The sequence below is a fragment of the Rhizobium sp. KNZ14-9A genome (assembly GCF_056755015.1).
The window spans coordinates 166,890-193,615 of record NZ_JBPGXB010000001.1; the positions used below are offsets into that span (position 1 = coordinate 166,890).

The following is a 26,726-nucleotide window of genomic DNA, read 5'->3' on the forward strand; positions in this document are numbered from 1 at the left end:
CGCTCCGAAATCGGCTATCGCTTCAACGCCGTGTCATTGATGAGAGGAGGCCGGCAATGCCAAAATACCGCATTGAGCTGAAGATCACCGTGCAGGAAATTTGGGAATGCGAGGCCGAGAATCAGGAAGACGCGGAGCTTAATTGGATGGTGAAGCCGGAGAGTTTCATTTTCGACCGTGACGAGATCGAGCAGCATCTTGTGAGGGTCTATCCTGTTGAGGAGGCGCAGTAACGATGTTGCCGGAAGAGGCGTTGCGGTAAGGTGAGCCCGCTCCATCGAACCATCTGTTTTTCCGGAATGTGGAGACTAGCGCGACATGCAAGATGTGCGTGGTACTACCCGCATCGTCTTCACGGTTGAGCATCGCGACCGCCATCGCCATGAAAAGGAGCGTCGCCGGCGAATTCGATCTATCGTCTGAAATTGCGTTCTCAGACGACCATGCCTTGAAAAACAGTAATTTCCTTGAAAAACGGGTAACAAATGGCCAATTTTATGAAATTTGAAACTTCACTGCGCCAGGAATGGGAAGTTTAACGGCGGACTGGCTCAGGAAGGGCCTGGACGCTTGCCGCAGCCGGCTGGCTGGATAGCCACAGCCGCGTCAGGCTTGTCAGCGAGCGGCGCAGAGCCGCCTGACAGTTCGTTCCGAACGGCGGCGGGTCCAGCATCCCAAAAAGCGTAGACCAGAACTAAACCGCGCAAACAATAACATAGGAGTGCCCAGTTTCATCCTCTCGGGCGCGCGGTATTGAACGTGGCGGCTTGATCGTGCGCTTTACCATCAGCGCAATTCAGCTACGATTGATTAAAATCTAATTTAAGGTTCTCCCATGCTTCTGTCAGAACGCCTGGACTCCCGCGCGGTTATGTCGATGGTGGTCCATCCAGCCCGACAATCGGGAAACGCCGCAGATACGGTACATATGTCTCTGCCGTACGCAGTCCAATCAGCGGATGGGCGACGACGGTTGGCGGATCTGCGACGAGTGCCCCCCGGCTTCACGAACGAGAAGTCTCTTCATGCCTCTCCGTAGCGCCGGGCTCCTCGTGTTCCGGAGGATTGACCGCGACGTCGAGGTGCTTCTCGTGCATCCCGGCGGCCCGTTCTGGGCGAAGAAGGACGAGGGCGCGTGGTCGATCCCGAAAGGGCTCGTCGAGTCGGGCGAAGACGATCTCGCGGCGGCGATCCGGGAGACGGACGAGGAGCTGGGCATTGCGGTCGATGGCGAGTTTCTGCCACTCGGCGCATATCGGCAGCCCGGCGGGAAGACCGTTGTCGCCTGGGCCGTCGAAGCGGACCCCAACCTCGACGTGGACGACGTCCGCAGCTCGACATTCACTATGGAGTGGCCGCCGAAATCTGGCAGGATGAAAACCTTTCCGGAAGTTGACCGTGCCGGCTGGTTTTTCTTGAATGAAGCCGCCGCGAAGATCCTGAAGGGGCAGCGCTCCATGCTCGACAAGCTGGCCGAGCTGATTTCATAGCCAAGTGCACCGACGACCGCGATGCGCCGCACGCGTGGCAGCCATGACTTGCTTCGCACGCGATGGATCGCCATTTACACGCTACCCCGACAGACTTCACCATTAGCTACCAGTCCGCATACCCGATCGACCCGATTGCGCAACCGACAAACGGAACCATGCTGGAGAAAAGTCATTTTGGTGATGCGAAACGTGCTCCCCACGTCCTCCAGCTCGCGGATCCCAAATATTGGAAGCTACCACGCAACTAACGCGCGAAACAGAAGCTGTGTCACGACCAGCCTGTCTTGCCAGTGGGCCGAAGGAAAACATTGCAACGAAGATGTCGGCGGATGGCGAGCCGCTGTGGAACCAACCGGTATATTCTTAGATGTTCAAATTCCCCAAGCTGTCACGCTTGTTCAAATCCCGGAATAAATTTGCTCGGTTGGTCGCAAAGGCTCTTTCGACACCTGCACCGAAGCGAACCAAACCGCGGTCCAATCGCTCTAGAGGCAAGACCATTCTTGCCGAGGTCACCGGCTTCGGCAGCAATCCGGGCCGATTGATCATGAAGCTGCACGCGCCGGAGCAAGCATCCGCAAATCCGCCGCTTGTGGTCGTTCTCCACGGATGCGGGCAGACCGCTGAGAGTCTTGATGCTGCCAGCGGGTTCACTACCTTGGCTCGCAAACGCGGATTCATCCTTCTCTATCCCGAGCAGACTGAAGGCAACAACGCCCGGCGATGCTTCAATTGGTTTCGGCCAAGCGCAGTCGCTCGCGACCGCGGCGAGGTGATGTCTGTCCACCAGATGATCGAACATGCTTGCGGTCGTCACCGCGTCGATCGATCCCGGATCTACATCGTCGGGCTGTCGGCAGGCGCGGCGCTGGTCTCTGCGCTTGTCGCAACCTACCCCGAGAGGTTCGCGGGCGCTGCCATGATCGCCGGCATGCCCTTCGGCGCCGCAAGGGACGCCATGTCTGCACTCCGTGCCATGCGCTCGGGTGTATCGAAAGCTCCTGGTGAGTGGGGCAGCCTTGTTCGGAATGTCTCGCCGACCGCAATGCTCTGGCCGCCGATCTCGATCTGGCAGGGCGCGAACGACAGGATTGTCAATCCGGCCAACGCGTGGTCTTGTGTGACGCAGTGGCTGGATGTGACCGGTGCCGGTGAGAGCGAGGGTAAAATCACCATGAAACGCTGGGGCACACTCACCAGGTGGAAATCGGCACGATCGCCCGCGGTGTCTTTGTATTCCCTGGACGGATTTGGACACGGCCTCCCGATACGTGGTGCTGCGACAGGCAAGCGACCGAACGTATCCGATCCTTACGTTCTTCAAGCGGCAATTTCCGCTCCGCTCGAACTTCTTCGGATCTGGGGCTTGAAAAAGGTGTAATCAGTGAGGCCGACGAGGCACCGCGCCTTTTCCTCTGTGGGGGTGCAGGCCGGCGTTGTCTGCGACGCTGACGACCTCGCTCGCCACCGGCTTCCATCCGAATCGCCAAATAAAATATTAGCAAAATCTAAATCAGCGCCGCTAGTGCGGGACTGCAACACTTCCCGAAGCTTCGAACCGAACGGTCGAGGATCGTCGCCGTTCGGATTCTGCCAACCGGAGGGAGCGCGCCTGACGACGATCGTTTTCGGGGATGGCATGTCTCTTTCAGCGAGACGTCGATTCCGGCATAGTACTCCATGGCTGTTCCTCTCATGATGCTTGAGGCCGATCGCTCGGACCTCGTTCCAAAACATCCATCATTCTGAGGGACAGCCACACGCCGGCCCATTACGGCATCTAGTCTGTGTTCGCGTTATCGGATCGCACGCCATCCTCACATATATCGAGGCAGATAATCCTTCAGCCGCCATCCTTGTCGATGAACGGATCGTCGCTGCCGTCCGTCGTCTGATTAATTTCCCGCGAGCGGTCGTGTTGGCAGAATTGCTAGCACGCGCGAACTGGTAATCAACGGGCCGTATGTCGCGGCGGATGCGGTGACGGAAGCATCTGTTCGTATTCTTCGCGTCCTCCGCGGGCGCAGGAATGGCCAGACACTTTGCCAGCGAGCTAGACTTCGAGCTCCTTTGTTCGATGGAATGAATGTGTGGTTGGCCGCGATTGCGATATGGTCGGCAGCTGGCGCAAGCCCTTTCGTTTCTTCGAGGCGGCAAGCTCCACCGATGAGCGCCTTGAACCAGTTCGAACCACCTACCGGCTCCGGCAAGTCGCGTGCATTCTACACTTACCTTACCGTCGTTGGTTATTTGATAGCCAATGATCAATGACGAGACGGGATCGATGGTTCGGGTTCCGGCGATGATGCCCAGTTCGAAATCCACCGGACCGAAGATATGGGCGAACGTGCTCTGATCGGTGACAAGCTGCTGGCCGGCTGGGCCGAAAGCTGTTTTATGCAGCGGCACTTTTTTTAAGAAATCTGCGACCTGACTGCCATTATTTGGAGTACCGATCATTACCACCCGCCCGAGATTTGATGGTCGGTAGTCCTTCAACATGGCCCTGATGACCAATCCACCCATGGAATGTCCTATCAGGTGAAGACGGCCTTCTCGGTTGCTCTCAGCCGCATCTCCGACTTCCTCAGCAACGATCTGCGCCAGCCGTTCAATGGGGTAGCGGGTCGAAGGGTAGTCAACGTTGCGGGTAATGTAGCCTTGGGTCTGCAGGTGCTTTTCAAACTTGCGCATGGAAGGGCTGGTCCTCCTGATGCCATGGAGAAGAACAACGGTGTCGGTCATGTCAAATGCAGTCTCTCGGTCAAAAGGAAATCAGGGAGCCCCGGGAAGCCAGGCCTGGTTCGGGGCTGGCGTGAGCTCGTGGTTGGCCGCCAATGGACGGTTCCAGGAAAGCGAACTCTATGGCCGAATGATCACACTCAGCGCCGCCTCGGTTGAAGGCCTGGTGGTGACGATAGCCCTTTCACGAACACCACCGCTATCTGCCGGGCAGCATCGTTTCGAGGACCCCATCGCGACGGACGAGCCCGTGAAAAAGCGCCGCCGCAAGATGCATCAACACAAGAGCGAAGAACGCGAAGGCAAGATAGTAATGCGCGCTCCAGAGGAATGCGTGCAGGGTGTCGCTCTGCGGCAGTATCGGGGGGAGCCTTATGCCGCCATAGAGTACGACTGGATAAGCGGCGGCGGACAACATCGCCCACCCGATCAAGGGCATCCCTATCATCAGCACATACAAACCTACGTGGGACAGATGGGCGGCAAGCTTCATCGGTTCCGGAAGGTTTGCGGGCAACGGTGGAGCGCCGGATATGAAGCGAACCGCGAGGCGAACCAGGGCAAGGACAAGAATGGCGATCCCTAGCGTCTTGTGCGTCAGCAAGAGCGGCACATACTGACGTCCGATGGTGGAAACCATTCCGACGCCGATGAAGAGCATTGCCAGGATGCCTATCGCCATCAGCCAGTGCAACAAGCGCTGGATGGTGGAGAATCGTGTCTTGATGCCGTCCGTCATGGCTTCGCGCTCGCTCCGGTTCGAGGATAACTGCTCGCTTCCGATGTCCGCAGATCATAGGATCTGGCATAGGCTGCCGAGCGGGCCGCGGGGAACGGATCATCGGACAGCTTGATTCCGTCAGGCAGGATGGTCGGGTCGAAATTGATGTCTCGGCACGGGCCGTCCGCCTCCGGCTCGATTTTCTGCACGACCAGAGTTCCAGCTTCGACAGTACGCCGCCCCGGCGGCCAGGCCTTGGTAGGATCTGATATTGGATCGGAGGGATCGGCCACCGTCAGCACCAGCGTCCAATGCTGAGGCGACCTTCCAACGCGTTCGGTTATATCTTGCTCAAGATGATTGGCGCCGAGCTTGGCGAAGTCTTCGGCCGTGATCGGCGCGGCCTGCGCCTCCGGACGCAAAGACCAACGAACGGCGTGCTCTGCGCCCGACCCATCCTTGAAAATGAATGCATTGAGGCTGTTGAACGCCACCTCGGCGTAGCTGGCCGTCCAGGGAGCCTTGGTCGCCCACTCGCCGAACGCAGCGAATTCTGGATGCGCTGCCACAAATCCTTTCATCGCTTCCGGATTCTTGCTCGAGGACGCATTAAGCAAATCGTAGAAACCTTGCGGCGTGGAGACCGCGAAAACAGGCGGATCGATCAGAGCCATCCGCCAGACGTTGCCGTCAGGCGCCGAGATCTGCACGCCAACGCCCCGAACTCGAACTGTCGCATCGGCAGCATTCGGGTCCGGCGTTGCGAGGTTGAAGCGGCCAAGGACGGGGTATTGTCCGGCGGCAAGCATTGACGCCCGTGAAATTGCACTACCGTTGCCGTTCGCTTCGAATGTGCCAGTGAAGCAGACGCCCTTTGCGTGGTTCCTCCGATGTCCGAGAGCGGGGCCGCCAGGAGGCGCCAACGCACTTACGAGCTTCGTCGACGTAAGGCGGTCAGGGCTGAGCCATCCAGCAGTGTAGGCAAACGCGCCGACCCCGAAACCTACGACGGCCGCTATCAATACGAGGGATCCTAGGGCGGAACGCTGCGGGCCAGGCATCCAAGACTCTCCCTTCGTGCTCGTTCAACGCGGTGCGGGGGCTTCGATTTCAGTAGACAATGAGAAGTAGCCGGCTTCTATGCGCAGGGCGCACAGGGAAGATGCCACCGTCGAGCTGCCAGGTCAAACCCTCGCCGCGAACAGTCTAAGAGCTCGGCCAGCGTTCCGAGGGTTTGCATCAAGATTGCGGTGCATCTCCGGCTGCCCTTCCTCACGCCCTCGTGTGACGCGAATTCCCGCTTTCCCCACGCGTATCCGCGCGTCGCGATGCTGAAAGCTCCGATACGCTCCTTTTGGATCGATGCATATGGCCGGGTCGGGTCTGCAGAGTATGGGGTTTGCTACCTCACCTGAACGTCGACTGGTGGGAGGGTGATGCTCTACCGCTTCCGTTCAACGGAGGTGTATCGCTCGTCATCATCGAACTCTTTCGACAAGTGTTCACAACGAGCAACAGTTGAAAGCGCTCGTCTATGCGGCCCGTGGAGGTTCGAATTCCTTCAAAGCGAAGAGGTATCGCCAAGTTGTTTGAAGCAAGTTGCGCGCGATCAACTGGACCGAGGTCAGGCGGTCATTTCTGCGGTGTAGTCATGCCAGAGGGCAAACGCATCCGCCCTGGCGTGACGGCAAGACGCGGCGTTGATTTTGTGGCGGCGGGGCCGGAAGATCAGATTGATCTGGTCGTGGGCAGCGAGAAACCTCTGTGCTTGCCGCGGTGACTTGAACCGGCCGACTATCTTCTCCCGCTTTCGTGTCGGCCTGTGCGAGACTTCGACCGCATTATTGAGTCCTTTGTGCGCCCGATGCTCGGCGCCTGCCGCGAGGGTTCGGATCGGCTTGATGTAGCTGCGGAGTTTGTCCGTAACGACAACCCTTGCATGCCGAACCGAGCAACCAGGCCGCGCAGGAAACGCCTTGCGGCCTTCGCATTTCGACATGGCTGAACCAGAATGTCGAGCACATGGCCGTCCGCGTCGATGGCCCGCCATAGCCAATGCTTTTTGCCACGGATCGTGATCACGACCTCGTCGATGTGCCATTTATCGCGAGGCGCAGGTCGATCTCGCCGGACACAAACTGCAAAATGCCGCCCGAAGCGATTGACCCAAAGCCGGATTGCTTCCCGGCTGACAATGACACCGCGTTCGGCAAGCAGGTCTTCCACGTCGGCGGTGCTGAGCGCGAAGCGATGATAAGCCCATACCGCATAGGCGATGATTTCACCGGCAAAGCGAAAGCCTTTCAGGCGCGGCATTTGGCACGGGATATTCATCCGGCTCGAATAGCCCACGCAGACAAGTCAAACAACTTGGCAATACCTTCTGGGGCGCCAAATCCGCACAGATGTGGAACCGCTCTACTTGCGAGATTCTTTAGTAGCCGTCGAATTCTTTCTATCCATCTCAAGCCCTAAATTGTCGACCGCTCAGAACGCAAGTTCAGGTAACCTGCGACACCTCTTAAGCTAGTCACCTCATGCAGACAGGCGCTATCAACCATTCAGGCTCCAATGCACCAGTCGGAACAAGCCCTTCAACTCCGGCTCCTGTACCATCGATAAGGCTTCTGCCGGCGGAACCCGTATCTGCTGTCGCTCTCCTTTCTCGGGAAACTGATTGAGTTGTTCAATGAACCTCAGCGCGAAGACCGAAACAACCAGAGGCGGCCTCGTTTCATCCTTGAGGTAGGCAGGGCCACTCCCGATCGAGCAAGAGATCGGCCCGGACATCCTCGCTCCGCCAGTGACCCGCCGCCGGGAGCGGGCGGTGTGCGATCCTCGCATAGTTAAGCCAAGTCTTCAGCGTGACGATAGTGCGCGTGGGGTCCGACGCGAAACAAGTCGATGGTCCCGAGGCGGGGACTATGGCTAAATCTGCGACGATCACTTAGGTCTTGGCGTCGGGTGGGGTCACGGACCAATCATCAGATGGGCTTTTTTAAAGGAACGAGCCGGGATGCTGGTAATATTCGACTGTGACGGCGTGCTGATCGATTCAGAGTCCATATTTTGTACGGTCGACGCTGAGGCTCTGACCGCGTTGGGCCACCCAACAACCGCATCGACTATTTCCGAACGGTTTGCCGGGATTCCCCATCGGACGGCATGGCAGAAGCTCGCCGAAGAGCACGGTTTGAACCTACCGGATGGCTGGGTTGACGACATTTTACACGAATGCGACCGCCGCTTTGCAACGGAGTTGAAAGCGATGGCTGGCGCGCAGGAAGCGATAACAACGATCAGGAACCATGGGCACGACGTAAGTGTGGCGTCATCAACGGAACTCATAGCCTTGACGAACAATCTGGATCGCACTGGGATGCTCGACCATGTCAGTGCCAACGTCTTTTCTGTCAGTCAGGTCAAGCGTTCGAAACCTGCGCCCGATGTATTCTTGTTTGCTGCGTCGCAAATGGGGTTCGATCCGACAGATTGCATTGTCGTCGAGGATTCCGTCGCGGCTGTGACAGCGGCAAGACGCGCGGGAATGAGGTCCGTTGGATTTATTGGTGGCGGGCATGCTTATGATGCTCTACAGGCGCGCCTCTTAGAATCCGGGGCAGCGTGTATATGTTCTTCCATGGCAGAGATCAGCGACCTGATCGGAACGATGGAGAACGCATTATCGGCGAGCTCGAAAAACAAGGGCAGGCTTCTCGAGTAAGGAGACGCCTGCTTTTGCGCGCGCTGGTGCCAATCCGCGTGATAATCGTCGCTGCGCCGCGCCTCGATGAGCATTGAAACCAAGGTGGGAGCGCAACGTCGGATAGGATCCATCACCAACGACATTCTGCTATGGATTGCGCCCGACCAGAGCGGACGGTTGAACGTAAACTTGATCCCGCCTTCACCGTAAAGCCGCCTCCTCGATCACGGTGAAGACGGGAAATCCGGCTGGGCTTCAGGGCGTGACATGCGAAAGGCGTCAAGGACAACGCAATGCTGTTCCACTTCCAGGAGCTGGGGGTAAGGGCTTAGATCGCACTGCAACCGGCGCGCCGCGCTGAGCTGCGGTATGAGATGCAAATCGGCCCAGCCCGGGCGGTCGCCAAAAGCGAAGACCGAGTGAACTGCCCGTTGCTTAAGCGTGGCCTCCAGCGCCTCGAGGCCCAATGTCAGCCAATGATGAACCCAGCACTCGACGCCCTTGTCGTCGACGCCGTATTCATTCGTCAGAAACCGTCTCACCCGCTGCACCGTCAGGGAATGCATTTCAGAAGAGACCAGGGCTGCGAATGCCTTCGCTTGAGCGCGGGTCACCGGATCAGCAGGCAACAGGCTTGGTTCCGGAAACGTCGTTTCAAGATAATCGAGAATGGCGGCCGACTGGGCGATGATGCGGCCGCCGACATCGAGTGCAGGCAGCAGCCCCTGCGGGTTGAGCTCGCTAAATTGGCCGTGTTCCAGCGAACTGACTGGGATATAGGTGTAATCGATACCCTTCAGGCGAAGGGCAATCCGCACACGCTCCCCTGCGGAATTCTGCCATCGGCTTATGAGACGCATCGCGACTGGTCACCTCAAGATCGGAGTATTGATATTGGTCGGATCATCAGAATGCCTATGGCGCTAGGCGAGCTGACCGAGAGGGTAAAACAAGACGTTTGCCGGTACGTTTACGAAGCTTCATCCCACACGCCCAGTAGTAGCGGCGCACTCAGCCTGGTGATCTCGATACTCGGATAAACCAGTTCCTCTAGCAATTGAAGAGATCGAACTGCGGCCGCTATCGGGACAAATCGGGCGTTCACTTTGACCTTTGATATCGATTTTGCAGCATGAAACCTAAACAGCGTGATGTGGGCGATCTGAGGTGGTCTCGGACGCCAATCCTCGAAGCAGATGGCATGTGAAATGTCCGCACGCAGTCTGTGCAATTCTGGCGGCTCTTTTGCCTTAATGAAGACAGCGGCCTCCGAAGTAGCTACCTCGCTGAATTCAAGATCAACCGGCGGCGTCTTCTCAACTAGCCTATCGATGATCTCTGTCCATCGAGCGCCTTCCAGCTTCCAGACCTCATGATTTGGAACCCTAAATTGACTCCTCGCGTCGATCAACGTGACGACCGTCATGTGCAGGCTTTGAAGGGGGACACGCAGAAGCGGCGCGGTACTCTGCTGCTCGATGCGATTCTGCAAGTCGCAGAGCTTTGATAGAAGCGGAGTGTCGGGAAAATATTGAAGGTGAAAAGCGCAGCACTGTCTGAGCCAGAGAGTGTCAATTTTCGTTTGGATCACGGGCGCCCTCGAAGCACTGAGTTCTACCCACCCCGCCGGAAAGATCGCTCGACCCGACTTGAGCGTATTCGATTCTGAAATTGCCTCGCCGGTGGAGCATTTCAATGGATCTGGTGCGTGCCGTGACGATTTCGTTAGCGGTCGGGGGGCCAGGGGCAACAATCTCGAAGTAACGCGGTCCCATAGAAGGACGCTACGAGGTACCCCGCCTCCGTGCGCCGGTTCGGTGGGCCTGCATTCACTTAGCATCTAAGGCGCGGGTCTCCGGTTCGATTCCAGTCAAGGCGAAGGCGTCTGGTGCGGCATGGATCGCATGGGCAGCAGACCTAAGTCGTATATCCCATTGACATATCCCATCAAGAGGGCCATTTAGGTTACGTCATAATCAATGCAATTCGGAGACGTGCAGATGGAGCAGGGTGCAGTATTCCAAAGCAATCGTAGCCAAGCGATCCGTTTGCCAAAGGCGCTTGCTTTGCCTGATGATGTAAAGCGTGTCGACATCGTTGCGGTGGGACGCACTCGTATCATTGCACCAGCTGGTGAGATCTGGGACAGCTGGTTTGAAGGAGCGGAGGCGACATCCGACTTCATGAGCGAGCGTGATCAACCTGCTTTGCAGGAGCGTGAGGCATTTTGATGCTGAAGTACATGCTCGACACCAATATCTGCATTTTTACGATCAAAAATCGACCGCAGCAGGTTCGAGACGCGTTTAATCGTTCTCATGATCAGCTGTGCATCAGCTCGGTTTGCCTAATGGAATTGATTTACGGAGCGGAAAGGTCAGCCAGTCCTGAAAAGAACCTTTCCGTTGTGGAGGGCTTCGTAGCGCGTCTCGAGGTATTGCCGTACGACGAAATGGCAGCAAACCATAGCGGTCAACTGCGAGCTGAATTGGCGCGTAGCGGAACTCCGATTGGTCCATATGATCAATTGATTGCGGGACATGCGCGCTCGCGGGGACTGATTATGGTTACCAATAACCGCCGGGAATTTGATCGCGTGCCCGGCCTACGAGTGGAAGATTGGACAACCTAGTTTAAATAATTAATCGCATAGCCGGATCTCGCGGATTGCAGTAAGCTTTTAACCAGCGGTTGTCGGAGCGAACCCCATCACATCAGGTCTTTTGTCAATTGTTCATCCGAGTGGCATCGAATTTCTCCTGGGTGAGCGGATCCGCGGTCTGAGCCCATAGCAATTGCTGGCCCGGTCTCGGGCCCATACAAACTCGACAGTGGGGGCTTCCGCGCGACCGCAAGCGTCGCGGTCTGTCGCCATCCTGTGTCAGCGAGAAAATCCTGTCTCTCGAGCAGCAATCGGCATTCCGCTGCTGACGAGAACGACGGGGGGGCGTGACGCCGCGGCGTGAACAATATCCTGCCGATAGTGCCGCACTTGCCCCATGCCCCTCGGTGGATTTCGACCAGGCCGGCCGGGCTCGGATTTGCGGATATCGGGGCGACCATTGTTGCTGCCGCCAGGCGTATGAAGACCTAGAGCCAGGCATGGCCCCGAGCCCTAGAGCGTGGCACGCAGCCGTCGCTCATCGATCGGACGGTCCGGCGCCTTCGCAATGACATGGGGCTTTTCTAGTCCCACGCAGTCGTCAGCCGGTTAGACCGACGAGCATCAGGCCACTTTGTGGAAGGCGTGGATCAATGTGTAACGAAGGCCATTCGACAACGCCCGGCGCAAACGTGATCGTGGAACACTATTGCGACCATGAGGAGCCAGTCGGCACGCGCTGCCCGCAACGGGGCTGCTACGGCTTTGAGGAGAATAAGGCAATCACGCTCTGGTAGTGCAAGAAGCATCAACCGCTAAATTATCGTGGATGGCCGCGCATGGCGCCACGATACAATGATCACCGCTATGTTGAAGTGCGCCAGCCTGACGGCGGTCGACGGCGACACCGTGCGCTGCGACTGGAAGCCAATGCGATTGCTGGGAGGAGGAGTGCCGTTCCAGTGGGGAATAGATACCCCGGAGATAGGATCACACGCAAAGTGCATCAAGGAACGGAAGATGGCGCTGATCGCCAAGGGACGGCTGAAAGAACGTTTGGAAGAACGCGGGCTGCAGATCGAAATCAAGGGCTACGACGATACGCCGAAGCACCGAATGGGGAAGAGATCGGGCCCAAACTGCTCAAGGGCGGATTTGCCAGGACATGCTCCGCACCATAAAAACGATTCGTGCACTGGCTAGCGTCCACGATCACGCTCGGGGCCTTCATCTCGAACAGAATGAGTTTCAGGCCTGCCGTTTCAACTGACAGGATATTGTCGAGTGGAGGCGCGTGCGTTTCGAACTCTATAACGGGCTTGTCCATGTGGCGGCTAAGCTCTGCATAGAGAAGTTCATGCGATTGCTTGGCAAGAAGGACCATGCTCACCGCCTCACACATTGCCCGGCGTCCACGTTGACTGTCCACGGGCGTCCGATGGGCGGAAGACCATTTCTGAACGACTGCTGTAATGAGATCGATTTCTTCGTCCTGCAACGAAAGCAGATGGAGTAGAGACATCGCCGGCACCTTGTGTTGCGGCAAGAGCACCCATGGTCTCCCAACCGGCCTCTACCGTTGTACTTCCGGGCCGACGAGAGGACCGTACTCCTTTTTGCGTGTAGAGTCTCAATTAATTCAATCCCAAGATGCTACAGCATATCGAACAAGAGCTTGGCCGCTAGAACGGCGGTTTTGTCAGTTTGGTGCGCGAGCGGATCTGGTCGCAAAAGGGATGGGCAGAGACAGCGCGCGCCGCCTCACGTTTGGCTGAAGAACATTTCGCGAATACAAAAAACGGCAAGCGATCGGTGCAATGGAACTTTCAATCACGATCTGCGTTTCGCGCGCGGATCGCGCGGCGAACCTGTCTCTGTGATGATCCCTTCTAAGCCCTAGGGTTCGTTTGCGCGGTCCACCAACCTGGATCTTGGAATGGCTGAACAAATCGTGCCAGCCGGAAAACGGCTAGTATATAGCTGCTACGGCAGCTTATTTTGATATGTACTGTCGCTTATTTAGCTCTACATGATGCATTGTAGCAACAACGGCAAATGTTGTGACGGAATCATAATTTTGTCGCACTTGAAAAACGGGAGACCAGTCTCTAGCTCTACTGCGTGAGGATCAATCAGCTAGCGGAACATCATGCCGATTATTGAATCAGATCGAATATTGTTCGAACGGGTTTGGGCTGCAGGCGCCAAAGTGGTGAGAGAAAATCGCATCTCTGCGCTGATTGACGTGGCTCTTAATACCCCCACGTTGGAACAGTACCAGGACAGCCGCGGGCAGCGGATGACCGACATGATCAAGGTCGTTCAGCTCGGGATCGCACAACTTCGCGGTAGCGAGGACCTCGCCCAATCCGATGACGCGCAGACCCCCACTTCGCCCTCTCGCCGTTTCGCCAACAGTCGGAACTGATGCTACGTGAATAAGTCCTATTAGTGACTTGCCCGAGGATCATTGGTTTCGTCACATTTCTTGCCGGCCCCAAGCTTCCTGTCCCCGGCGCACACCCCTGGCCGTTGGCCGGAGATGCGGGGCCGGCACTACCCGACGACCCTGTGGAGGATGTCGTTTCGGCATTTGGTCGTCAGAATGGCAAACCGTGAGGCCGCTACATGTCAAAGTGACTGCACGGCGGCAGCGTTTGTCGTGTTGAGCGACCGTCTGACCCGAATTTTGCGCGGCGGTGCCACCGATGTTGACGGCGGTGCATTGGACAGTGCCTCGCGGGCCGCCGAGGTCAAGGTGGAGGCAATGAAGTCAGCCTCCGCGAGCGCGGACGATTGCCTATCCTCTTCGCCTTCCGCCCATAGGACTGCGCCGACGCGCATTGCCGGATACATACGCTTGAACCGGCGAATGAGTATGCCCGCATGCCTGGCCGAATCCTCGTTGAGGAAGCACACCACGACGGCGTTCGCTTGCTTCGGAACGGGGCTCATGGCGCGGCGATTGGCAATTTCGGAATGTCTTGCTGCGACCACGTCGGCACCTTGCACCTGGAGGACCTGGGCGAGCATCGCAGCTGACGCGTCATCGAGCGAGCCTCTGCCTCCGATGCAGACGACGGTTTTGCCACGCCCGTCCGGCAGTTCCCTTTCAATCCCATGACCTTCCTTGGCGGGGGTGGAGGGTTGCCCACTTGCCAACTCTTTCTCTTCCTGACCGTCTTCTTCCTGCTCTTCTTCCTGGGCAATTTCGGCCAGGTTCGAGATCAGAGCAATGGCGGCCCCAAACACCTTTTCCATCTGCTCTGCCGTCAAAACACCCCGACGCCGATCCTTCTCGGCGAGCAGAAGAGCCGGAATGGCAACCTTGCCGTAGTAGTCCTCCAGATAATCCTCCTCCAGGATTTCTTCCGCGAGATCGGTCGCCTCGTCAGGATCCCCAGCAAGAAGCCTCTGGTAGAGGCGCTCCTTGGGATCGAGTACCGGGTTGCTGCCGAAAAGAACTTCGAGAAACTCGAACTGTGGGACGTACCGCCCCAAAACAGCCAGGCATACGGTCAGCGGCGTCGAAAGGATCAGACCGACCGGTCCCCAAAGCCACGCCCAAAAAATCGCCGCCACAATGATCGCCAATGGAGAGAGCCCGGTACGTGAACCATAGAGCCAGGGCTCCACGATATTGTTGCTTGTCAGTTCCAGCACGAGAAAGATGGCCCCAACCCAAAGAACGAGGCTCCAGCCCGGGTCGACTGCGAAGGCCAGGAACAGCGGTAGAACCATCGCAATGACGGGGCCGATGTAGGGGACAAATCGAAGGACGATCGCAAGCATTCCCCACAGCGCCGCATTGGGAATGCCAACCACCCACAAACCGACGGCCAGGGGCACGCCGTAGGCGCAGTTCACAACCAACTGCATGAGAAGATAACGGGCGACGCGGCTGCCCGCTTCCTGGATTGCTTCAGTGGTGCGATGCAGGTCTCCATAGCCAACGAGTTGGATAAAGCGATCGCGAAGCTCCTCTCGCTCTAGAAGCATGAATATAACGACGACTATGATCAAGCCCAATGACGCAATGGGACCGAGCAAGGGACCTATCAGGCTTGTAAGCGTTTCGATCGGCCGGCTAGGCGCGAATATTTCGACTAGCAGAGGCTCCCTTGGCGTGAAACCACCACCTGGAGCAGCTGACCTCTGCTCGGCGCTGTTGAGTTCGCGTCCGACGCTCTCCACGACTGACGTCAGGCGCCGAACAATGCCGTTATCGGTTCCACTTTCCTGGAGCGCCCGGATCTTTGCTATGATGTTGCCTTGATAAGCTGGGAGGTTTTGAGCGACCTCAGCAACGTGTCCCGCCACAACAAGCCCGAACAGGATGAGAGCGAGGAAAGCAAGCACGACGGTGATTATGACCGCCAAAATCTTGGGAACACCCAGCTTGCGCAGCCGAGAGGAAATCGGACCCAATGCAAACGTCAACAGGACTGCAATTGCGAGAGGAAGAAGCACTTCCTTGGCAAAATAGAGAATGGCGATAACTGCGAGTACACTCGCAAATGCCGGCATCCTTGACGGCGAGGAGGGCGAGATCGAATAGACGCGGCGGGGGCCGCCGAGGTCATTTTCCACTTCCGCCTCCCTGGGGTAGCTCGAAGAGCCGATAAGGGTCTTCTTACTTGCTCTTCTGCAATTAGCGCACAGGTTTACCACGGCAATGGTTTGCTGCTCCTGGTTGGACGGCAAAACGCGTTTCGTTCGCTTAGTAACCGCTTAGCGACGAAAACTCGTATCGAGGTCGGGACAAGGCAGTGAAAGACACAGGTCGCCGTAACATGAAGGCTTCGGCAAGGCCTCTCAACCCAGAAGGTTAACTTGTTTGACAGCGAGGACGATGAGCGGGACTCTTGGATTCCACCACACTTCACCTTTGTTGAGGCACTCCAAGTGTAACTGCCAGCTTTTCCTCGAGCGGTCTCGTTCGGGGTGCTTCCGATAAGCGCTCGTTAGCTTAAAGGAGTTGTTGCTCCTGTTCATTTCGTTGGTGAAGACCGTGCCGTGAGTTTGTTGCCGTCCGGATCGCGAAGATAGGCGACAAACGCCCCGTTCGGACGCTCCACAGGCGGGGTTTCGATGGACGTGCCGCCGTTGGCGGTGCCGGCGACATGCCACGCCAGAACATGGTCGGGACTTGCGGCGGCAATTCCTATTGTCCCACCGTTCGCCGCAGTCGCCGGCTTGCCGTCAATCGGCTTCGTGATCATCAACCTGCCACCCTCATGGACATAAATCAGCCTGCCTCTGGCATCCATCTCGCCGCGCTGCCCACCAAGAGCAACGAACGTCGCGTCGTAAAACGCCCTGGCCTTCTCCAAGTCGTTACTGCCAATCATGACGTGGGTGAACATGCTTGATCTCCGATTACGATGAGGTCGGTCATTATGGCACTCCAACGAACGCCCAGGATAGGAGGTCGGCCACTATCGAGACGAAGTCAATGTCATCTCACAGAACTTAACCTACTGACGCTAGACCCGGGCCGACACCCTGTCTGCCGCCTGCGCATTGGTGTTCTTCCAAAGCTGGATTTCGACGCGCAATAGATGGCCGCGGCAATCCTCCTCCCAGCCGATGTTCAATATTTCGAGAGGCCCGCCGCACCTCCTCCCGCGGCAGGCTTTTTCGTTTCCGACACAATCAAGCTTAGAGTTCAGGCGTCAAAGCACACCGCCCTGTTCCATCGGCTCTTCGGATGTCGAGACGATCGTGGATCCGTACGGTTCGCGCGAGGAGATGATGAGCGCGTCAGTTGGCAGACGGCGGGCCAGGGCCCCCGCATCCAGGTGTCGGTCTCTTCCTTCGACAGCAACAGCATCGGCATGGCCTTCTCATGGATCGGCTTCACGAGATCGTTCGGGTCCGTGGTCAGGAAACCATAGAGGACATCGGTCGTCAGTCCGTCCTGTACCTTCCGGACGATTCTCCATTGCGGCACATGGATGCCGGCAAGCTCTGAATATACTAAGAGTGGCCGAAGAGCGAAATGGTTCGTAAAAATTGTGACCTGCCGAGGCAATGCTATCGCGGCGGATAATTCAGCAGCTGCGCTCGAACCCGATCCTCCTTGCAATCTCGCTGTAGGTGAGGCCCTGCTGTGGCAGAGCTTGAAGCGTCATGAATATTCCTGACGAGATTGCCTGTGCGCCAAGCGGGCACGGCGCTGTCGTCGCAGCAGGGATCCAAACGGGTTCCTGAAGCCAACGATCTCGCGCCCGACCCGAGCCTCTCGGTCGCCGCGTAGCGCTATGCGACCTCGTCGGCTAAGACGACCGCTGGATTAGCCCAAGCCAAAAAAGCCAGGGGGCGGCATTGTCATCAGCCGCCGCCGCACACATAGTTCTATCACCAGATCATTTTGGCAATGCATAGGAGTCAGCATGGCCCGCCTTTCGAATACGGTCGCGGTCGTAACTGGCGGTGGCAGGGGGATAGGTCGAGAAATCGCTCTAGAGCAGGCGAGGGAGGGAGCAAAGGTTGCCGTGCTGGCGCGAACGGTGACCGAGATTGAGGAAACAGTCTCTCTCATCGAGGGAGAGGGCGGGGAAGCGATCGCTATTTCGACGGACATCGTCGACCTTGCCGCTGTTGAAAATGCCCTTACCCGGGTGGCGACCGAATTGGGTCCTGTTGACATTCTGATCAACAATCACGGCTCGTTCCAGGGCTTTGGCCCGATTTGGGACTGTGACCCTCTTGTGTGGTGGCGGGATGTCGAGATCAATCTGCGAGGCACTTTCAATGCTTGCCGCTCGGCCGCCCCTATGATGTTGGCGCGGGGTAGGGGCCGGATTGTAAACCTCGTTGGTGGCGGAACGGGCAACAGCTTTCCCCATGGCTCTGGCTACGCGTCCAGCAAAGCCGCCGTCATGCGGCTCACGGAATGCCTGAACGACACCACCATCGGCCAGGGGGTGCGCGCATTTGCGGTCGATCCCGGCCTCGTTCGGAGTGCGATGACCGAAATGCAGCTTTTTTCAGAAGCAGGAAAAACCTACCTGCCCGGGATCCAGAAGCTTTTCGATGATGGCGTCAACATCGAACCGTCGCGGGCTGCACTCTTGATTGCCGACATCGCCGCCGGACGTTTCGATACTCTAGCCGGCCGCCTCTTGCGTGGTGTCGATGATCGCGACGCGCTTGCAGAGGAGATGGACGCCATAGTCGCGGCAGACGGCAGAGCGTTGCGCCTCAGCGACGTCGACCAAGCCAAGCTCTAAAGTGGTTGGCGATGAGGGCTATCACGACGAGGGCCGATGATATCGATCTTCCAATGCACCCAGCCAGCGATCCGCCTCAGGCTGCGGCCGCGTTTTCTTCGCCGGCCTGAGGCGATGACCTGTCCCGCGATCCGAGAAGACGATCTAGCTCGAGGCGATTGCTGCCGAAACTGTTGATCAGCCTTTTGGCTTCGCCGAGGTCCATCTGGTAGCGGTCGTGGAGGGTGGAGGGCGTATATTCTTTATCTGCTGTGGCTGGCATTTGCGTAGTCGCTCCTTTCAAGGGCGAAACGAGCACAAATCGGGGCCGGTTCCCTCAACACTTGTCACCATCTGAAACCAGATTTGAAATTCGCAGTCTTGTCGTCTGGAGCCTGTAAATGGCCGCACAGACCGCCACCCGCGACCATCATCAGGTTCTCCGCAAGGCAGATGAAACCCAGCGGAAGCCTGCAGTCGCCGCCGACGCAGGCGCATTTGAGCTGTCGCTTGTCTACCTATACCGCCGGAACCACCGGCGAGCCACCAATGGCATCGATAAACAAACCCACCGGCGCGGAAATCCGCGTCAAGGCTCCGGCAATCATCATGGCGCCGGCCATAAATTGGAGCACGGCCTTCACAAGCCGGTAGCCTTCCTGATCGTCCCGATTTTCGGATTTTCCAACGCGGGCGCGCCTCGGTTCCGAGAGATGTTCATTGCTGGCGCGAGCGGCGATGGACTGATTATACGTCGCCGCCGAATCTGAGCGGGGACATCGACTGACCCACCAACCCAGCCGCCAAATTGATCAATATTTAATCGATACGGTAACTTGATCGGAAACTGCGGCTGTTAAAGAGGGCTTCCCTTTCGAGACGCCCTTTCATGATCCTAGAATTGCAGAATGCCATTCTTGAAATGATTGCCAAAGGCCAGCCGCTGGCGACCACGCTTTCAGCATTGTGCTCAAAGGTTGAAGCAGCGATTCCGGGCATTGCGGCCACAGTCCTCAAGTCCGATGGCGTCCGTTTGTCGACGCTGGCGGCGCCGTCGCTCCCAACATCATATTCCGCCGCGGTGGACGGCGTCAAAATAGGGCCTTATGCAGGTTCTTGCGGGACCGCCGCCTTCCTTGGGTCGCCGGTTGTCGTCACCGATATAGAAACGAACCCAATATGGACCGACTATGCTGCCCTTGCTCTCGCGCTTGGCTTGAAGGCTTGTTGGTCAAGCCCGATCAAGAGCGGCGACCGCGTCATCGGTACCTTCGCCTTCTATTACCGGGAGAACCGGGGACCAAGCGAGCTTGAGCAAACGATTGTGGATGCATGTGTGCATCTGTGCTCGATCGCAATCGAGCGTGAAGAACGGGTAGCCGAGCGTCAGCGTCTGACATACACGGATGGACTTACAGGGCTCCATAACCGGGCTGCCTTCGATCTCGCTCTTCGAACCCTGACGCCGCCTGCAAATCACGGCTGGGGCATTATAATAGCCGATGTCGACAATCTGAAGCCGGTGAACGATACGTTTGGTCACGCGGCTGGCGATGCTCTGATCCGCGTTCTGGCGGAGCGCATCGCGACAGCCGCGGGCAGGGAAAGGACCTATCGGCTGGGCGGCGACGAATTCGCAATCATCGCCGTCGGCGAAGGCGAACTTGATCTGCAGCGGAAAGCGGTTCAGATCCTGAGGGTACTCGAACCTCCAACAGATTGCGCGGGCCACGTCGTCTTTCCTGCGGCGACACTCGGCGGTGCCTTGGCGACCGACGATATCGATCCTGAGCAAGTCCGACAAAATGCAGACATCGCGCTCTACCACGCCAAAGAGCATGCCCGTGGACAATTCGTCGAGTACCATTCGGGACTCGGGACAGCGTTGACACGCCGCTTCAGGGCGGTAAGGGACGTCAGCCTTGCACTATCCGAGAACCGCATCGAGGCTTACTACCAGCCGATCGTGCGCCTTGATACGCGCGAGGCTGTCGGTCTGGAGGCCTTGTGCCGGATGAAGACCAACTCCGGCGACGTTGTTGCAGCCGCTCATTTTCATGAGGCGACCAAAGACGCCCACGTTGCTTCAACGCTGACGGAGCGGATGTTGGCCAAAGTTGCGAAGGACATGCGGACATGGCTCGACGACGGGCTTCCTCTACAGCATGTCGGCGTAAATCTGTCAGCTGCCGACTTTCGCAAGGGAGGATTGCGTGACAAAATTTGCCGAGTCTTCGAAGATGCGGATGTCCCCCTTGATCACCTGATCCTCGAGGTGACGGAATCTGTTTACCTCGGACAGCGAGACCACGTGGTGGCGGATGAGATCAAAGCCTTGCGCTTGGAGGGCCTGAAAGTCGCGCTCGACGACTTCGGGACCGGCTATGCCTCCTTGACCCATCTTCTGACGGTGCCCGTCGACATCATCAAAATCGACAAATCCTTCATTGACCGAACGAGCATTGATGACGCCGGGATGGTGATCGTCGAAGGCGTGCTTTCGATCGCAGGTAAGCTTGGCATCCGCGTGGTGGCGGAAGGCATCGAGGACGAGGAACAGGCCCGCCGTCTCGAAGCATTCGGTTGCAGGCTGGGTCAGGGCTATCTCTTCGCCAGAGCGATGGACGCCCTGAAGGCGGGTCAGTTCCTAAGCGCGCGCGGCCAGCGGCTCGTGCGTCGCGGGTCCTTCTCGGAGCCACTCAGGTACTCCAGCTGAGATAGATCTTCTGTTTCTCCGGCTTCGTTTCATCAATCGATAATGCAAGATTTTCAGGAAGATCATAAATGCTCAAACGCATCCAATTGAATCAGCTCCGGGTCGGCATGTTCATCAACGATATGGAGTTTACGACCCAAGTGGATGCCGCTCGGTTCAAGCCTTTTCTGGTCTCCAAAGGCGATGATGTCAGAAGGCTTGCCAATGGACATGTAAGAAGCGTGGTCATTGACATCACGAAGGGCGTCGATGTCGAAGGAGCGTCGCAACGCAACGCTATGGCAAGCTTTGAGGCGCAATTGCTGGCCATCTTTTCAAAGGCTGAGATCAGCCGCGCGAGACAATCCATTCAGGAGATCGGACCGCATCTTCGTCATGTGCTGGAGGATGCTCGCGCAAACGGTTGTTTTGCAGACGAGGCAGCGAGCAGTGCGGTTGAGCGCATCATGTTGGAAACGCTCGATAACACTGGCGCGCTGATTGCTGTTGCCAAGCTGAAGGAGAAGGATGAAACCACGTTTCTTCATTCGCTTGCGGTCAGCGCCTTGATGATCGCGTTCGGGCGCGTTCTCGGTCATGGGCAAGAAGAAGTGCGTGTTCTTGGCCTAGGCGGTCTCATACACGATCTCGGAAAGATGATAATTCCTGATGAGATCCTGAACAAACCCGGGAAACTAACCGCCGAGGAAATGGATCTTGTCCGCGCTCACCCGCAAAAGAGTTACGAGATGGTGGCGAAAGCGGGCTCGGCGCCGCATGAAGTGCTCGATATCTGCCGTTTCCATCATGAGCGCTATGATGGCAGCGGTTATCCTGATCGCCTGTCGGGCAGGAGGATCCCTTATGTTGCTCGCGTTGCTGCCATTTGCGACGTATACGAGGCGCTGACAACCATCCGCCCCTACAAGCCGGCTTTCTCACAGGCTGAAGCAATCAACATGATGATGAACTCTCCCGGGCATTTCGACCACGAGCTCCTGTCAGCGTTCGTCTCCAAGATGGTCATCAGTGGAACGCTGCACTAGCTTGCCTGCTTGGTCTTCTCCTCCTGATCGGAAGCGCAGCCGCTCATGATGGAACTGCGGTTCATCCTTCAATTGAAACGGATTTGCGAGTTAGGCCGTCTCCGGGCTCCACAGGACGCGGGACCTGCAGTTGAGCCCTGAGCGTGCTGACAAGGCATTCTTCGAAAGTGCCAGGTGTTGCCCGCATTTTGGCAAGATCATCACTTTCCCATGATCGCGAGACTTTGCCTTTGGCGAGGAACACGGCTCGATTGCAAAGGCGGGGTATGGTTTCCACGACGTGCGTGGAGATGAGGACGGCATGTCTTCCGCTGGCGGCGAGCTCGATCAACAGCGACTTCATCTCCCAAGCGGCGAGCGGATCCAGGCCATTCAGGGACTCGTCGAAGATCAGCAGCGGTGGCGAGCCGATCAGGGCTGCTGTGATTGCGATCTTTGCGCGTGTGCCAAGTGAATATTCAGCGATTGGCCGATCAAGCCAGGCCGTTATACCCAGTCGTGCCGGCAAGTCACGGTCTCGCCAGTCGGTGGGGGCGCATGAACGAAGCGATGCGACGAGGTCGAGATATTGGCGTCCCGAAAGCGATGCCGGCAAGTCTGTGACGTCGATGGCCAGCCCAAACCGCGCCTTGGCCTGCTCCGGCTTCCGGGCGAGATCGATGCCGTCGATGGCGATGGCCCCGGTCCGCGGACGGAGCTGCCCGGTGATGGACTTGATCAGCGTCGATTTGCCCGACCCGTTGGCGCCGAGAAGTCCGAGGATTTCGCCGCTCCGCATCGTCAGATCGACGCTGGCGATGACAGCGCGGCTGCCGTAACCCACGCTCAGGTTAGATAGGCGCAGAAGCTCCCTCATGTCCGTGGATCCATGGGCGCTGTCATCCATAATAGAACCTCCGACGCGTTCGGTAGAACAGCCATATGACAAGGGCGAGAAACCCGAGAACGACCGTCCGGCCGTATTCGGAGAATTCGTAGGTGGCATAGGCGATCGCCGCCAGGAAGCTGAACGCCGCGATCCGAGGTTTCGTCATGAAATAGGCGGCGAAAACCGCATAGGCGCCGTTCAGCATCAACAGCCACACCCCGCTCGCCGCGAGTAACGACCACGAGGATGGTTCCGCCGCCAGCGCAGCCCCGGTTGGCAACAGGAAGAAGACTGTCGACAACTGCAGTGGAAGCCACAAGAACCGCAGCCATGCCCGCCCGAAGCCAATCGGCGCGGTGCGCAGCACAGGTGAGCCAAGCGGATGATAGCGCATTGCGAGCATGAAGACGGTGAGCCCACCTACCAGACCGGTGATCGCGCCTGGGGCGGCCCGATGATAGGCGAGCCCGCCGACGGCCGAGATCAGAACAGCAAGGCCCATCACTGAGCCGGCTCCGAAAATGCGCCATGACAGCATCACAGTGCCGGCGCGCAGGTTCCAGGCCCAGGCGGCGGCCCAGCTCGGCCGGGCGCGGTCTAAGCGGTTGAGCGTCACTAGCGGCCTGCCCCCGCTGGTTTCATGATCGCCATTGCGTGCTGGCAGAAAGAGGGGACGCGAAGCTGCGCAGCAACTGCTGCCGCAAAACCGGCGGCAAAAGGAGGCGCGGCGACAATAGCCCACATGAACGAATCCGACTTGGCGATCAAGACGCAGGCCAACGCGGTAAAGCCGACGACAAGCACTGCCAAACCGGTTCCGATGCAGGCGGTCGCCAAAATCGCCATGCGCCGCCGCTCCCTGTTGGAGACGGGAAGAGCCGCCATAAACGGCGCATAGGCGCGCGACAAAGCGAGATGGATGGCCCCGAGACCGGCGAAAAACCCTAGCAGAAATGCTCCAGCCGGAAGGCCAGCGAACCAAAGCCATCGCGAATTCCGCAGCAGCGGCGCGGCGGCATGCAGGGCCACAACGGCATCGGCTGCGGCATAGGCCATAACCGCGCCGCCGCCGAGGATAATCCACGCGAGATCGCCGCGGCGCAGCGACCGGAGTGAGCCCAGCACTTCCTGCTGCAGCAGGCTTAGGATGAGCCTGTCGTGCTTCATTGATCACTCTTCCTGCCTGGCCGGCTCGGCATCGCCCTGCCGCACCGGAATTCAATGGCGGATTGTGTTCCTGTCATGTCCGGCCGGGCTTCAGGACGCGGATTTGCTCTTGCTGCGTTTCAGCGCCGTTAAGAGATAATCCTGGATGACGGCCTGCAGATTGTCGGTCGCGTCGCGGACGTCCTTCATCGCGGCCTGGACGGCGACCTCGTCGAAGGGTGAAGCGGCGATCTTAGCGGCCAGACTGGTGCGGGCACGACGAAGATCGCGCAATGCCGCGAAGGTGCGCGGTCGGTTCTCGCGCATGGCGCTGCGAAATTCCTGCCTGACGTCGGGCGGGTAAATGCTGGCGACGTTCTCGACGAGGCTGCGGGCTGACGCTCCTTCGCGCAAGCCGTGAGCGGCATAGCCGATCAGGAAAACGTTGAGCGCGACCGAAAGGCCAAGCAGGATGAGAACTACTGTCCAGATCGATCGCCGCGTCATAGCGCATTCTCCGTGCCGTCATCGGGGGAAAGATCAAGAAGCCCGGTGTTTGCCGGTGAACCCGTGGCCAGCGCCAGTAGCTTCGCGTCGAGGGCATTGCCCTCAGAGGCTGCCAGCTGATAGCCGCCAGCAGCCAGTGCGAGGAACAGCAGCGCACTGCACGCTGTCATCGTGGCCGGCCGAAGCAGAAAGGCCGAAAGGCGCGTGCCGAACGTCCGGCCCCGGTCGGCGTCGATGCGCGCCAGCACCTGGCTGGCCAGGCGCTGTTCGTCGGTATCGTCCAATGCCGCTTCCAGAACCAGGCGATCCAGCGCCTCGTCCCGATCGGACGGCGAGTCTTGCCTCCCCGCGGACAAAAGCAATGCCTGCTGCCGATAGGGCGCCGGCCATGCCGTGACGTCCTTGCCGAAGCGACGTGTCAGCTGCGCGAATTCGTCCTTTGTCATCACACGTTCCTTTCGCGGCCCTCATGGGCCGCCACATGATTCCGCAGCCCGCGTCGTGCGCGCACGAGCAACTGTTCCACCGAGCCGGTACTGGTCCCCATGACCTCGGCAATGGCGGGGACGTCAAGGTCCGCCACCACCTTCAACAGCAGCGCCATGCGCTGCCGCTGGGGGAGGGCGGCGATGCCGCCGCGCACGATCGACAGTTCCTGCCGGTTCGAAACCCGCGCCTCGGCGTCGGGCGCTTCCGATGCCGGGTCGCAGTCGAGATCGTCGAGGTCGATGAAATTGCGCAGGAATTGCCGGCGGCGCTGGTCGATGCACCGATTGGCCGTGATCTTGTAAAGCCAGGTCGAGACGCGCGCCTTCTGCGGATCGAAGCGGCCGGCGTTTTTCCACACGGTTACGAACACGTCCTGCACCACGTCCTCCGCATCGCTCGCATTGCCGAGATAGCGCGCGGCAAAAATCCGCAGGCCGCGGCCGTGACGCGCAATCAACTGGGCAAGCGCGCCCTGACTGCCAGCCGCAATACGGGCCAGCAGGTCGTCATCTTCGCGCTGCCTCGGTTTTTCCACGACGATACGGCTCTTAGTGTCAGCGGCGAAAGCGGCGAAACCCAACGTAACGATTGCCACCCGGGCCGGTAAAGCTGCCGACCGAACGCGTGTTGTAAGGTCCGTGCGCCGACAGCCGTTCGCCAGAGAAGGTCTTACCGTTTGCGGTTACACCGGAATAGCTCCTCGAGCAGCGTGTCACAACGCCTGCCCCGCAGCTGGAGCTGGAGGTATAGCTGCCGCCGTTGGCGCCGGTCCGTGTGGTCGTTCCCGAATAGACGCCGTCGCCGTCATTGGTCACGCTCCGGCTGATCTGGCCGCCGCGCGGGGTTGTCCTCGTCCATTCCTCGGCAGCACCTGGACCGGCCGCCGAAATGGCGACAAGCGTGGCGAGCGAGAGCAAGGAGAATTTGAAAGAGGTCAGCATCTCTTGAATTCCTTCGTTTGAGGTCTGCGGGTTCAGCCGTGACGATTCCCAAAGAGGTTGCGGATGAAGGCGGCCTCGGCGGGAGAGATCTTGCCGTCGCCGTTGCGGTCGGTGAGATCGAAGAGGGATGTATCGGCGCGGAACTCGTCAGCCGAGACCTTGCCGTCGCCATTGGTGTCCAGACGCCGCATCGCATTGCCGAGTCGTGCTTCGGCTGCCTCCGCCCGCGCCATGATGGCATCGCGCGCGCCTTCGCTTTCGTCCCTGTCGATTGTGCCGTCGCCATTGCGATCGAGCCTGGAAAACAGGCGTTGACGGGCAGCAAGGGCCTCGTCCTTCGAGATCACGTCGTCGCCGTTTGTGTCGGCCTTGCGGAAGACGCGGTCGCTGGTCGCGTCCTGCGCATGCGCAATGGAGAACGAGGCAAGCGCCATGAGCAGCGCCGCAACGATGGTCGATGTATTCATGATAACGATCCTTTTGTATCGGTTCGGCCGCGCTGTTGGCGACCTTATCTGCCGATACGTCGTCCCGTCCTTCCTCCTACGCCGTCGAC

26 protein-coding genes and 6 pseudogenes are annotated in these 26,726 nt (G+C 58.4%); 13 read left to right on the forward strand and 19 right to left on the reverse strand.

The window, feature by feature from the left end:
• Positions 1 to 56: 56 nt before the first annotated feature.
• The 4 genes and pseudogenes from ACR9ZQ_RS00795 to ACR9ZQ_RS00810 all read left to right on the forward strand — a co-directional run bounded on the left by ACR9ZQ_RS00795 (position 57) and on the right by ACR9ZQ_RS00810 (position 3,550).
• Complete coding sequence (locus ACR9ZQ_RS00795) at positions 57 to 233, forward strand: hypothetical protein (RefSeq protein WP_310384051.1); 177 nt, start codon at positions 57 to 59, stop codon at positions 231 to 233.
• A gap of 792 nt (positions 234 to 1,025) precedes the next feature.
• Positions 1,026 to 1,490 (forward strand): NUDIX hydrolase, encoded by a 465-nt coding sequence (locus ACR9ZQ_RS00800; protein ID WP_310384054.1) that lies wholly within the window; start codon positions 1,026 to 1,028, stop codon positions 1,488 to 1,490.
• Between the two features lie 370 nt (positions 1,491 to 1,860).
• On the forward strand, positions 1,861 to 2,874 hold the full coding sequence (locus tag ACR9ZQ_RS00805; protein WP_481426574.1) for an extracellular catalytic domain type 1 short-chain-length polyhydroxyalkanoate depolymerase: 1,014 nt from the start codon (positions 1,861 to 1,863) through the stop codon (positions 2,872 to 2,874).
• Between the two features lie 406 nt (positions 2,875 to 3,280).
• Positions 3,281 to 3,550 (forward strand): annotated as a pseudogene (locus ACR9ZQ_RS00810) (type II toxin-antitoxin system RelE/ParE family toxin).
• 142 nt (positions 3,551 to 3,692) lie between these two features.
• On the opposite strand, the pseudogene ACR9ZQ_RS00815 reads toward ACR9ZQ_RS00810, so the two are convergent.
• The 4 genes and pseudogenes from ACR9ZQ_RS00815 to ACR9ZQ_RS00830 all read right to left on the reverse strand — a co-directional run.
• Positions 3,693 to 4,238: pseudogene (locus tag ACR9ZQ_RS00815) on the reverse strand (esterase/lipase family protein); the annotation flags it as partial.
• 196 nt (positions 4,239 to 4,434) lie between these two features.
• Positions 4,435 to 4,974: a cytochrome b gene (locus tag ACR9ZQ_RS00820; protein WP_481426575.1), complete on the reverse strand. Its 540-nt coding sequence runs from the start codon at positions 4,972 to 4,974 to the stop codon at positions 4,435 to 4,437.
• Positions 4,971 to 6,017, reverse strand: a complete 1,047-nt coding sequence (locus ACR9ZQ_RS00825; RefSeq protein ID WP_310384060.1) for a catalase family peroxidase — start codon at positions 6,015 to 6,017, stop codon at positions 4,971 to 4,973. Before ACR9ZQ_RS00825 ends, ACR9ZQ_RS00820 begins: the two co-directional genes overlap by 4 nt.
• Before the next feature lie 719 nt (positions 6,018 to 6,736).
• A pseudogene (locus ACR9ZQ_RS00830) lies at positions 6,737 to 7,290 on the reverse strand (IS6 family transposase); the annotation flags it as partial.
• A 682-nt stretch (positions 7,291 to 7,972) separates the two neighbouring features.
• Between ACR9ZQ_RS00830 and ACR9ZQ_RS00835 the strand changes: the two are divergent.
• Positions 7,973 to 8,680, forward strand: a complete 708-nt coding sequence (locus ACR9ZQ_RS00835; RefSeq protein ID WP_481426576.1) for an HAD family hydrolase — start codon at positions 7,973 to 7,975, stop codon at positions 8,678 to 8,680.
• 206 nt (positions 8,681 to 8,886) lie between these two features.
• Here the strand turns inward: ACR9ZQ_RS00835 and maiA are convergent, their stop codons facing one another.
• Both maiA and ACR9ZQ_RS00845 read right to left on the reverse strand, forming a co-directional pair.
• A complete protein-coding gene (gene maiA, locus ACR9ZQ_RS00840; protein ID WP_310384086.1) occupies positions 8,887 to 9,522 on the reverse strand; it encodes a maleylacetoacetate isomerase in 636 nt (211 codons plus the stop codon).
• A 110-nt stretch (positions 9,523 to 9,632) separates the two neighbouring features.
• A complete protein-coding gene (locus ACR9ZQ_RS00845) occupies positions 9,633 to 10,088 on the reverse strand; it encodes a 2'-5' RNA ligase family protein (protein WP_481426577.1) in 456 nt (151 codons plus the stop codon).
• 574 nt (positions 10,089 to 10,662) lie between these two features.
• Here ACR9ZQ_RS00845 and vapB point away from each other — a divergent pair.
• The 3 genes and pseudogenes from vapB to ACR9ZQ_RS00860 form a co-directional block, all read left to right on the forward strand.
• On the forward strand, positions 10,663 to 10,893 hold the full coding sequence (vapB, locus tag ACR9ZQ_RS00850; RefSeq protein WP_113185894.1) for a type II toxin-antitoxin system VapB family antitoxin: 231 nt from the start codon (positions 10,663 to 10,665) through the stop codon (positions 10,891 to 10,893).
• Complete coding sequence (vapC, locus tag ACR9ZQ_RS00855; protein WP_310384091.1) at positions 10,893 to 11,294, forward strand: type II toxin-antitoxin system tRNA(fMet)-specific endonuclease VapC; 402 nt, start codon at positions 10,893 to 10,895, stop codon at positions 11,292 to 11,294. The genes vapB and vapC overlap by 1 nt, the downstream gene beginning before the upstream one ends.
• 327 nt (positions 11,295 to 11,621) lie before the next feature.
• Positions 11,622 to 11,756: pseudogene (locus ACR9ZQ_RS00860) on the forward strand (hydrolase); the annotation flags it as partial.
• A gap of 592 nt (positions 11,757 to 12,348) precedes the next feature.
• Here ACR9ZQ_RS00860 and ACR9ZQ_RS00865 read toward each other — a convergent pair.
• On the reverse strand, positions 12,349 to 12,786 hold the full coding sequence (locus ACR9ZQ_RS00865; RefSeq protein WP_481426578.1) for a hypothetical protein: 438 nt from the start codon (positions 12,784 to 12,786) through the stop codon (positions 12,349 to 12,351).
• Positions 12,787 to 13,413: 627 nt separating this feature from the next.
• Here ACR9ZQ_RS00865 and ACR9ZQ_RS00870 point away from each other — a divergent pair.
• Complete coding sequence (locus tag ACR9ZQ_RS00870) at positions 13,414 to 13,692, forward strand: hypothetical protein (RefSeq protein ID WP_481426579.1); 279 nt, start codon at positions 13,414 to 13,416, stop codon at positions 13,690 to 13,692.
• 203 nt (positions 13,693 to 13,895) lie between these two features.
• Here the strand turns inward: ACR9ZQ_RS00870 and ACR9ZQ_RS00875 are convergent, their stop codons facing one another.
• From ACR9ZQ_RS00875 to ACR9ZQ_RS00885, 3 genes and pseudogenes are all read right to left on the reverse strand, one after another.
• Positions 13,896 to 15,887, reverse strand: a complete 1,992-nt coding sequence (locus ACR9ZQ_RS00875) for an AI-2E family transporter (protein WP_481427260.1) — start codon at positions 15,885 to 15,887, stop codon at positions 13,896 to 13,898.
• A gap of 368 nt (positions 15,888 to 16,255) precedes the next feature.
• Positions 16,256 to 16,630 (reverse strand): VOC family protein, encoded by a 375-nt coding sequence (locus ACR9ZQ_RS00880; RefSeq protein ID WP_310384100.1) that lies wholly within the window; start codon positions 16,628 to 16,630, stop codon positions 16,256 to 16,258.
• 309 nt (positions 16,631 to 16,939) lie between these two features.
• A pseudogene (locus ACR9ZQ_RS00885) lies at positions 16,940 to 17,229 on the reverse strand (SOS response-associated peptidase); the annotation flags it as partial.
• Positions 17,230 to 17,659: 430 nt separating this feature from the next.
• On the opposite strand from ACR9ZQ_RS00885, the gene ACR9ZQ_RS00890 reads away from it, so the two are divergent.
• Positions 17,660 to 18,499 carry an SDR family NAD(P)-dependent oxidoreductase gene (locus ACR9ZQ_RS00890; protein ID WP_310384102.1) on the forward strand — a complete coding sequence of 280 codons (840 nt, stop codon included), beginning with the start codon at positions 17,660 to 17,662 and terminating at the stop codon, positions 18,497 to 18,499.
• 76 nt (positions 18,500 to 18,575) lie between these two features.
• Here ACR9ZQ_RS00890 and ACR9ZQ_RS00895 read toward each other — a convergent pair whose 3' ends face one another.
• Positions 18,576 to 18,761 carry a hypothetical protein gene (locus ACR9ZQ_RS00895; protein ID WP_113322326.1) on the reverse strand — a complete coding sequence of 62 codons (186 nt, stop codon included), beginning with the start codon at positions 18,759 to 18,761 and terminating at the stop codon, positions 18,576 to 18,578.
• A 337-nt stretch (positions 18,762 to 19,098) separates the two neighbouring features.
• Here ACR9ZQ_RS00895 and ACR9ZQ_RS00900 point away from each other — a divergent pair.
• From ACR9ZQ_RS00900 to ACR9ZQ_RS00910, 3 genes and pseudogenes are all read left to right on the forward strand, one after another.
• A pseudogene (locus ACR9ZQ_RS00900) lies at positions 19,099 to 19,173 on the forward strand (Na+/H+ antiporter NhaA); the annotation flags it as partial.
• A 194-nt stretch (positions 19,174 to 19,367) separates the two neighbouring features.
• Complete coding sequence (locus ACR9ZQ_RS00905; RefSeq protein WP_481426580.1) at positions 19,368 to 21,194, forward strand: bifunctional diguanylate cyclase/phosphodiesterase; 1,827 nt, start codon at positions 19,368 to 19,370, stop codon at positions 21,192 to 21,194.
• A 68-nt stretch (positions 21,195 to 21,262) separates the two neighbouring features.
• A complete protein-coding gene (locus tag ACR9ZQ_RS00910; RefSeq protein ID WP_481426581.1) occupies positions 21,263 to 22,219 on the forward strand; it encodes an HD-GYP domain-containing protein in 957 nt (318 codons plus the stop codon).
• A 61-nt stretch (positions 22,220 to 22,280) separates the two neighbouring features.
• On the opposite strand, the gene ACR9ZQ_RS00915 is transcribed toward ACR9ZQ_RS00910, so the two are convergent.
• From ACR9ZQ_RS00915 to ACR9ZQ_RS00950, 8 genes are all read right to left on the reverse strand, one after another.
• Positions 22,281 to 23,105 (reverse strand): ABC transporter ATP-binding protein, encoded by an 825-nt coding sequence (locus ACR9ZQ_RS00915; protein WP_481426582.1) that lies wholly within the window; start codon positions 23,103 to 23,105, stop codon positions 22,281 to 22,283.
• Positions 23,098 to 23,703, reverse strand: a complete 606-nt coding sequence (locus ACR9ZQ_RS00920) for a hypothetical protein (protein ID WP_481426583.1) — start codon at positions 23,701 to 23,703, stop codon at positions 23,098 to 23,100. The genes ACR9ZQ_RS00915 and ACR9ZQ_RS00920 overlap by 8 nt, the downstream gene beginning before the upstream one ends.
• The gene (locus ACR9ZQ_RS00925; protein WP_481426584.1) at positions 23,703 to 24,254 is read right to left on the reverse strand and encodes a hypothetical protein; all 552 of its coding nucleotides are present in this window, start codon (positions 24,252 to 24,254) and stop codon (positions 23,703 to 23,705) included. The genes ACR9ZQ_RS00920 and ACR9ZQ_RS00925 overlap by 1 nt, the downstream gene beginning before the upstream one ends.
• 90 nt (positions 24,255 to 24,344) lie before the next feature.
• Entirely contained in the window at positions 24,345 to 24,740 is a 396-nt protein-coding gene (locus tag ACR9ZQ_RS00930; RefSeq protein ID WP_481426585.1) for a periplasmic heavy metal sensor, read from the reverse strand.
• Complete coding sequence (locus tag ACR9ZQ_RS00935; protein WP_481426586.1) at positions 24,737 to 25,186, reverse strand: hypothetical protein; 450 nt, start codon at positions 25,184 to 25,186, stop codon at positions 24,737 to 24,739. Before ACR9ZQ_RS00935 ends, ACR9ZQ_RS00930 begins: the two co-directional genes overlap by 4 nt.
• Positions 25,186 to 25,764 (reverse strand): RNA polymerase sigma factor, encoded by a 579-nt coding sequence (locus ACR9ZQ_RS00940; RefSeq protein ID WP_481426587.1) that lies wholly within the window; start codon positions 25,762 to 25,764, stop codon positions 25,186 to 25,188. Before ACR9ZQ_RS00940 ends, ACR9ZQ_RS00935 begins: the two co-directional genes overlap by 1 nt.
• A gap of 19 nt (positions 25,765 to 25,783) precedes the next feature.
• Entirely contained in the window at positions 25,784 to 26,170 is a 387-nt protein-coding gene (locus ACR9ZQ_RS00945) for a hypothetical protein (protein ID WP_481426588.1), read from the reverse strand.
• Positions 26,171 to 26,202: 32 nt separating this feature from the next.
• Positions 26,203 to 26,637, reverse strand: a complete 435-nt coding sequence (locus tag ACR9ZQ_RS00950) for an EF-hand domain-containing protein (RefSeq protein WP_481426589.1) — start codon at positions 26,635 to 26,637, stop codon at positions 26,203 to 26,205.
• Positions 26,638 to 26,726: the final 89 nt, after the last annotated feature.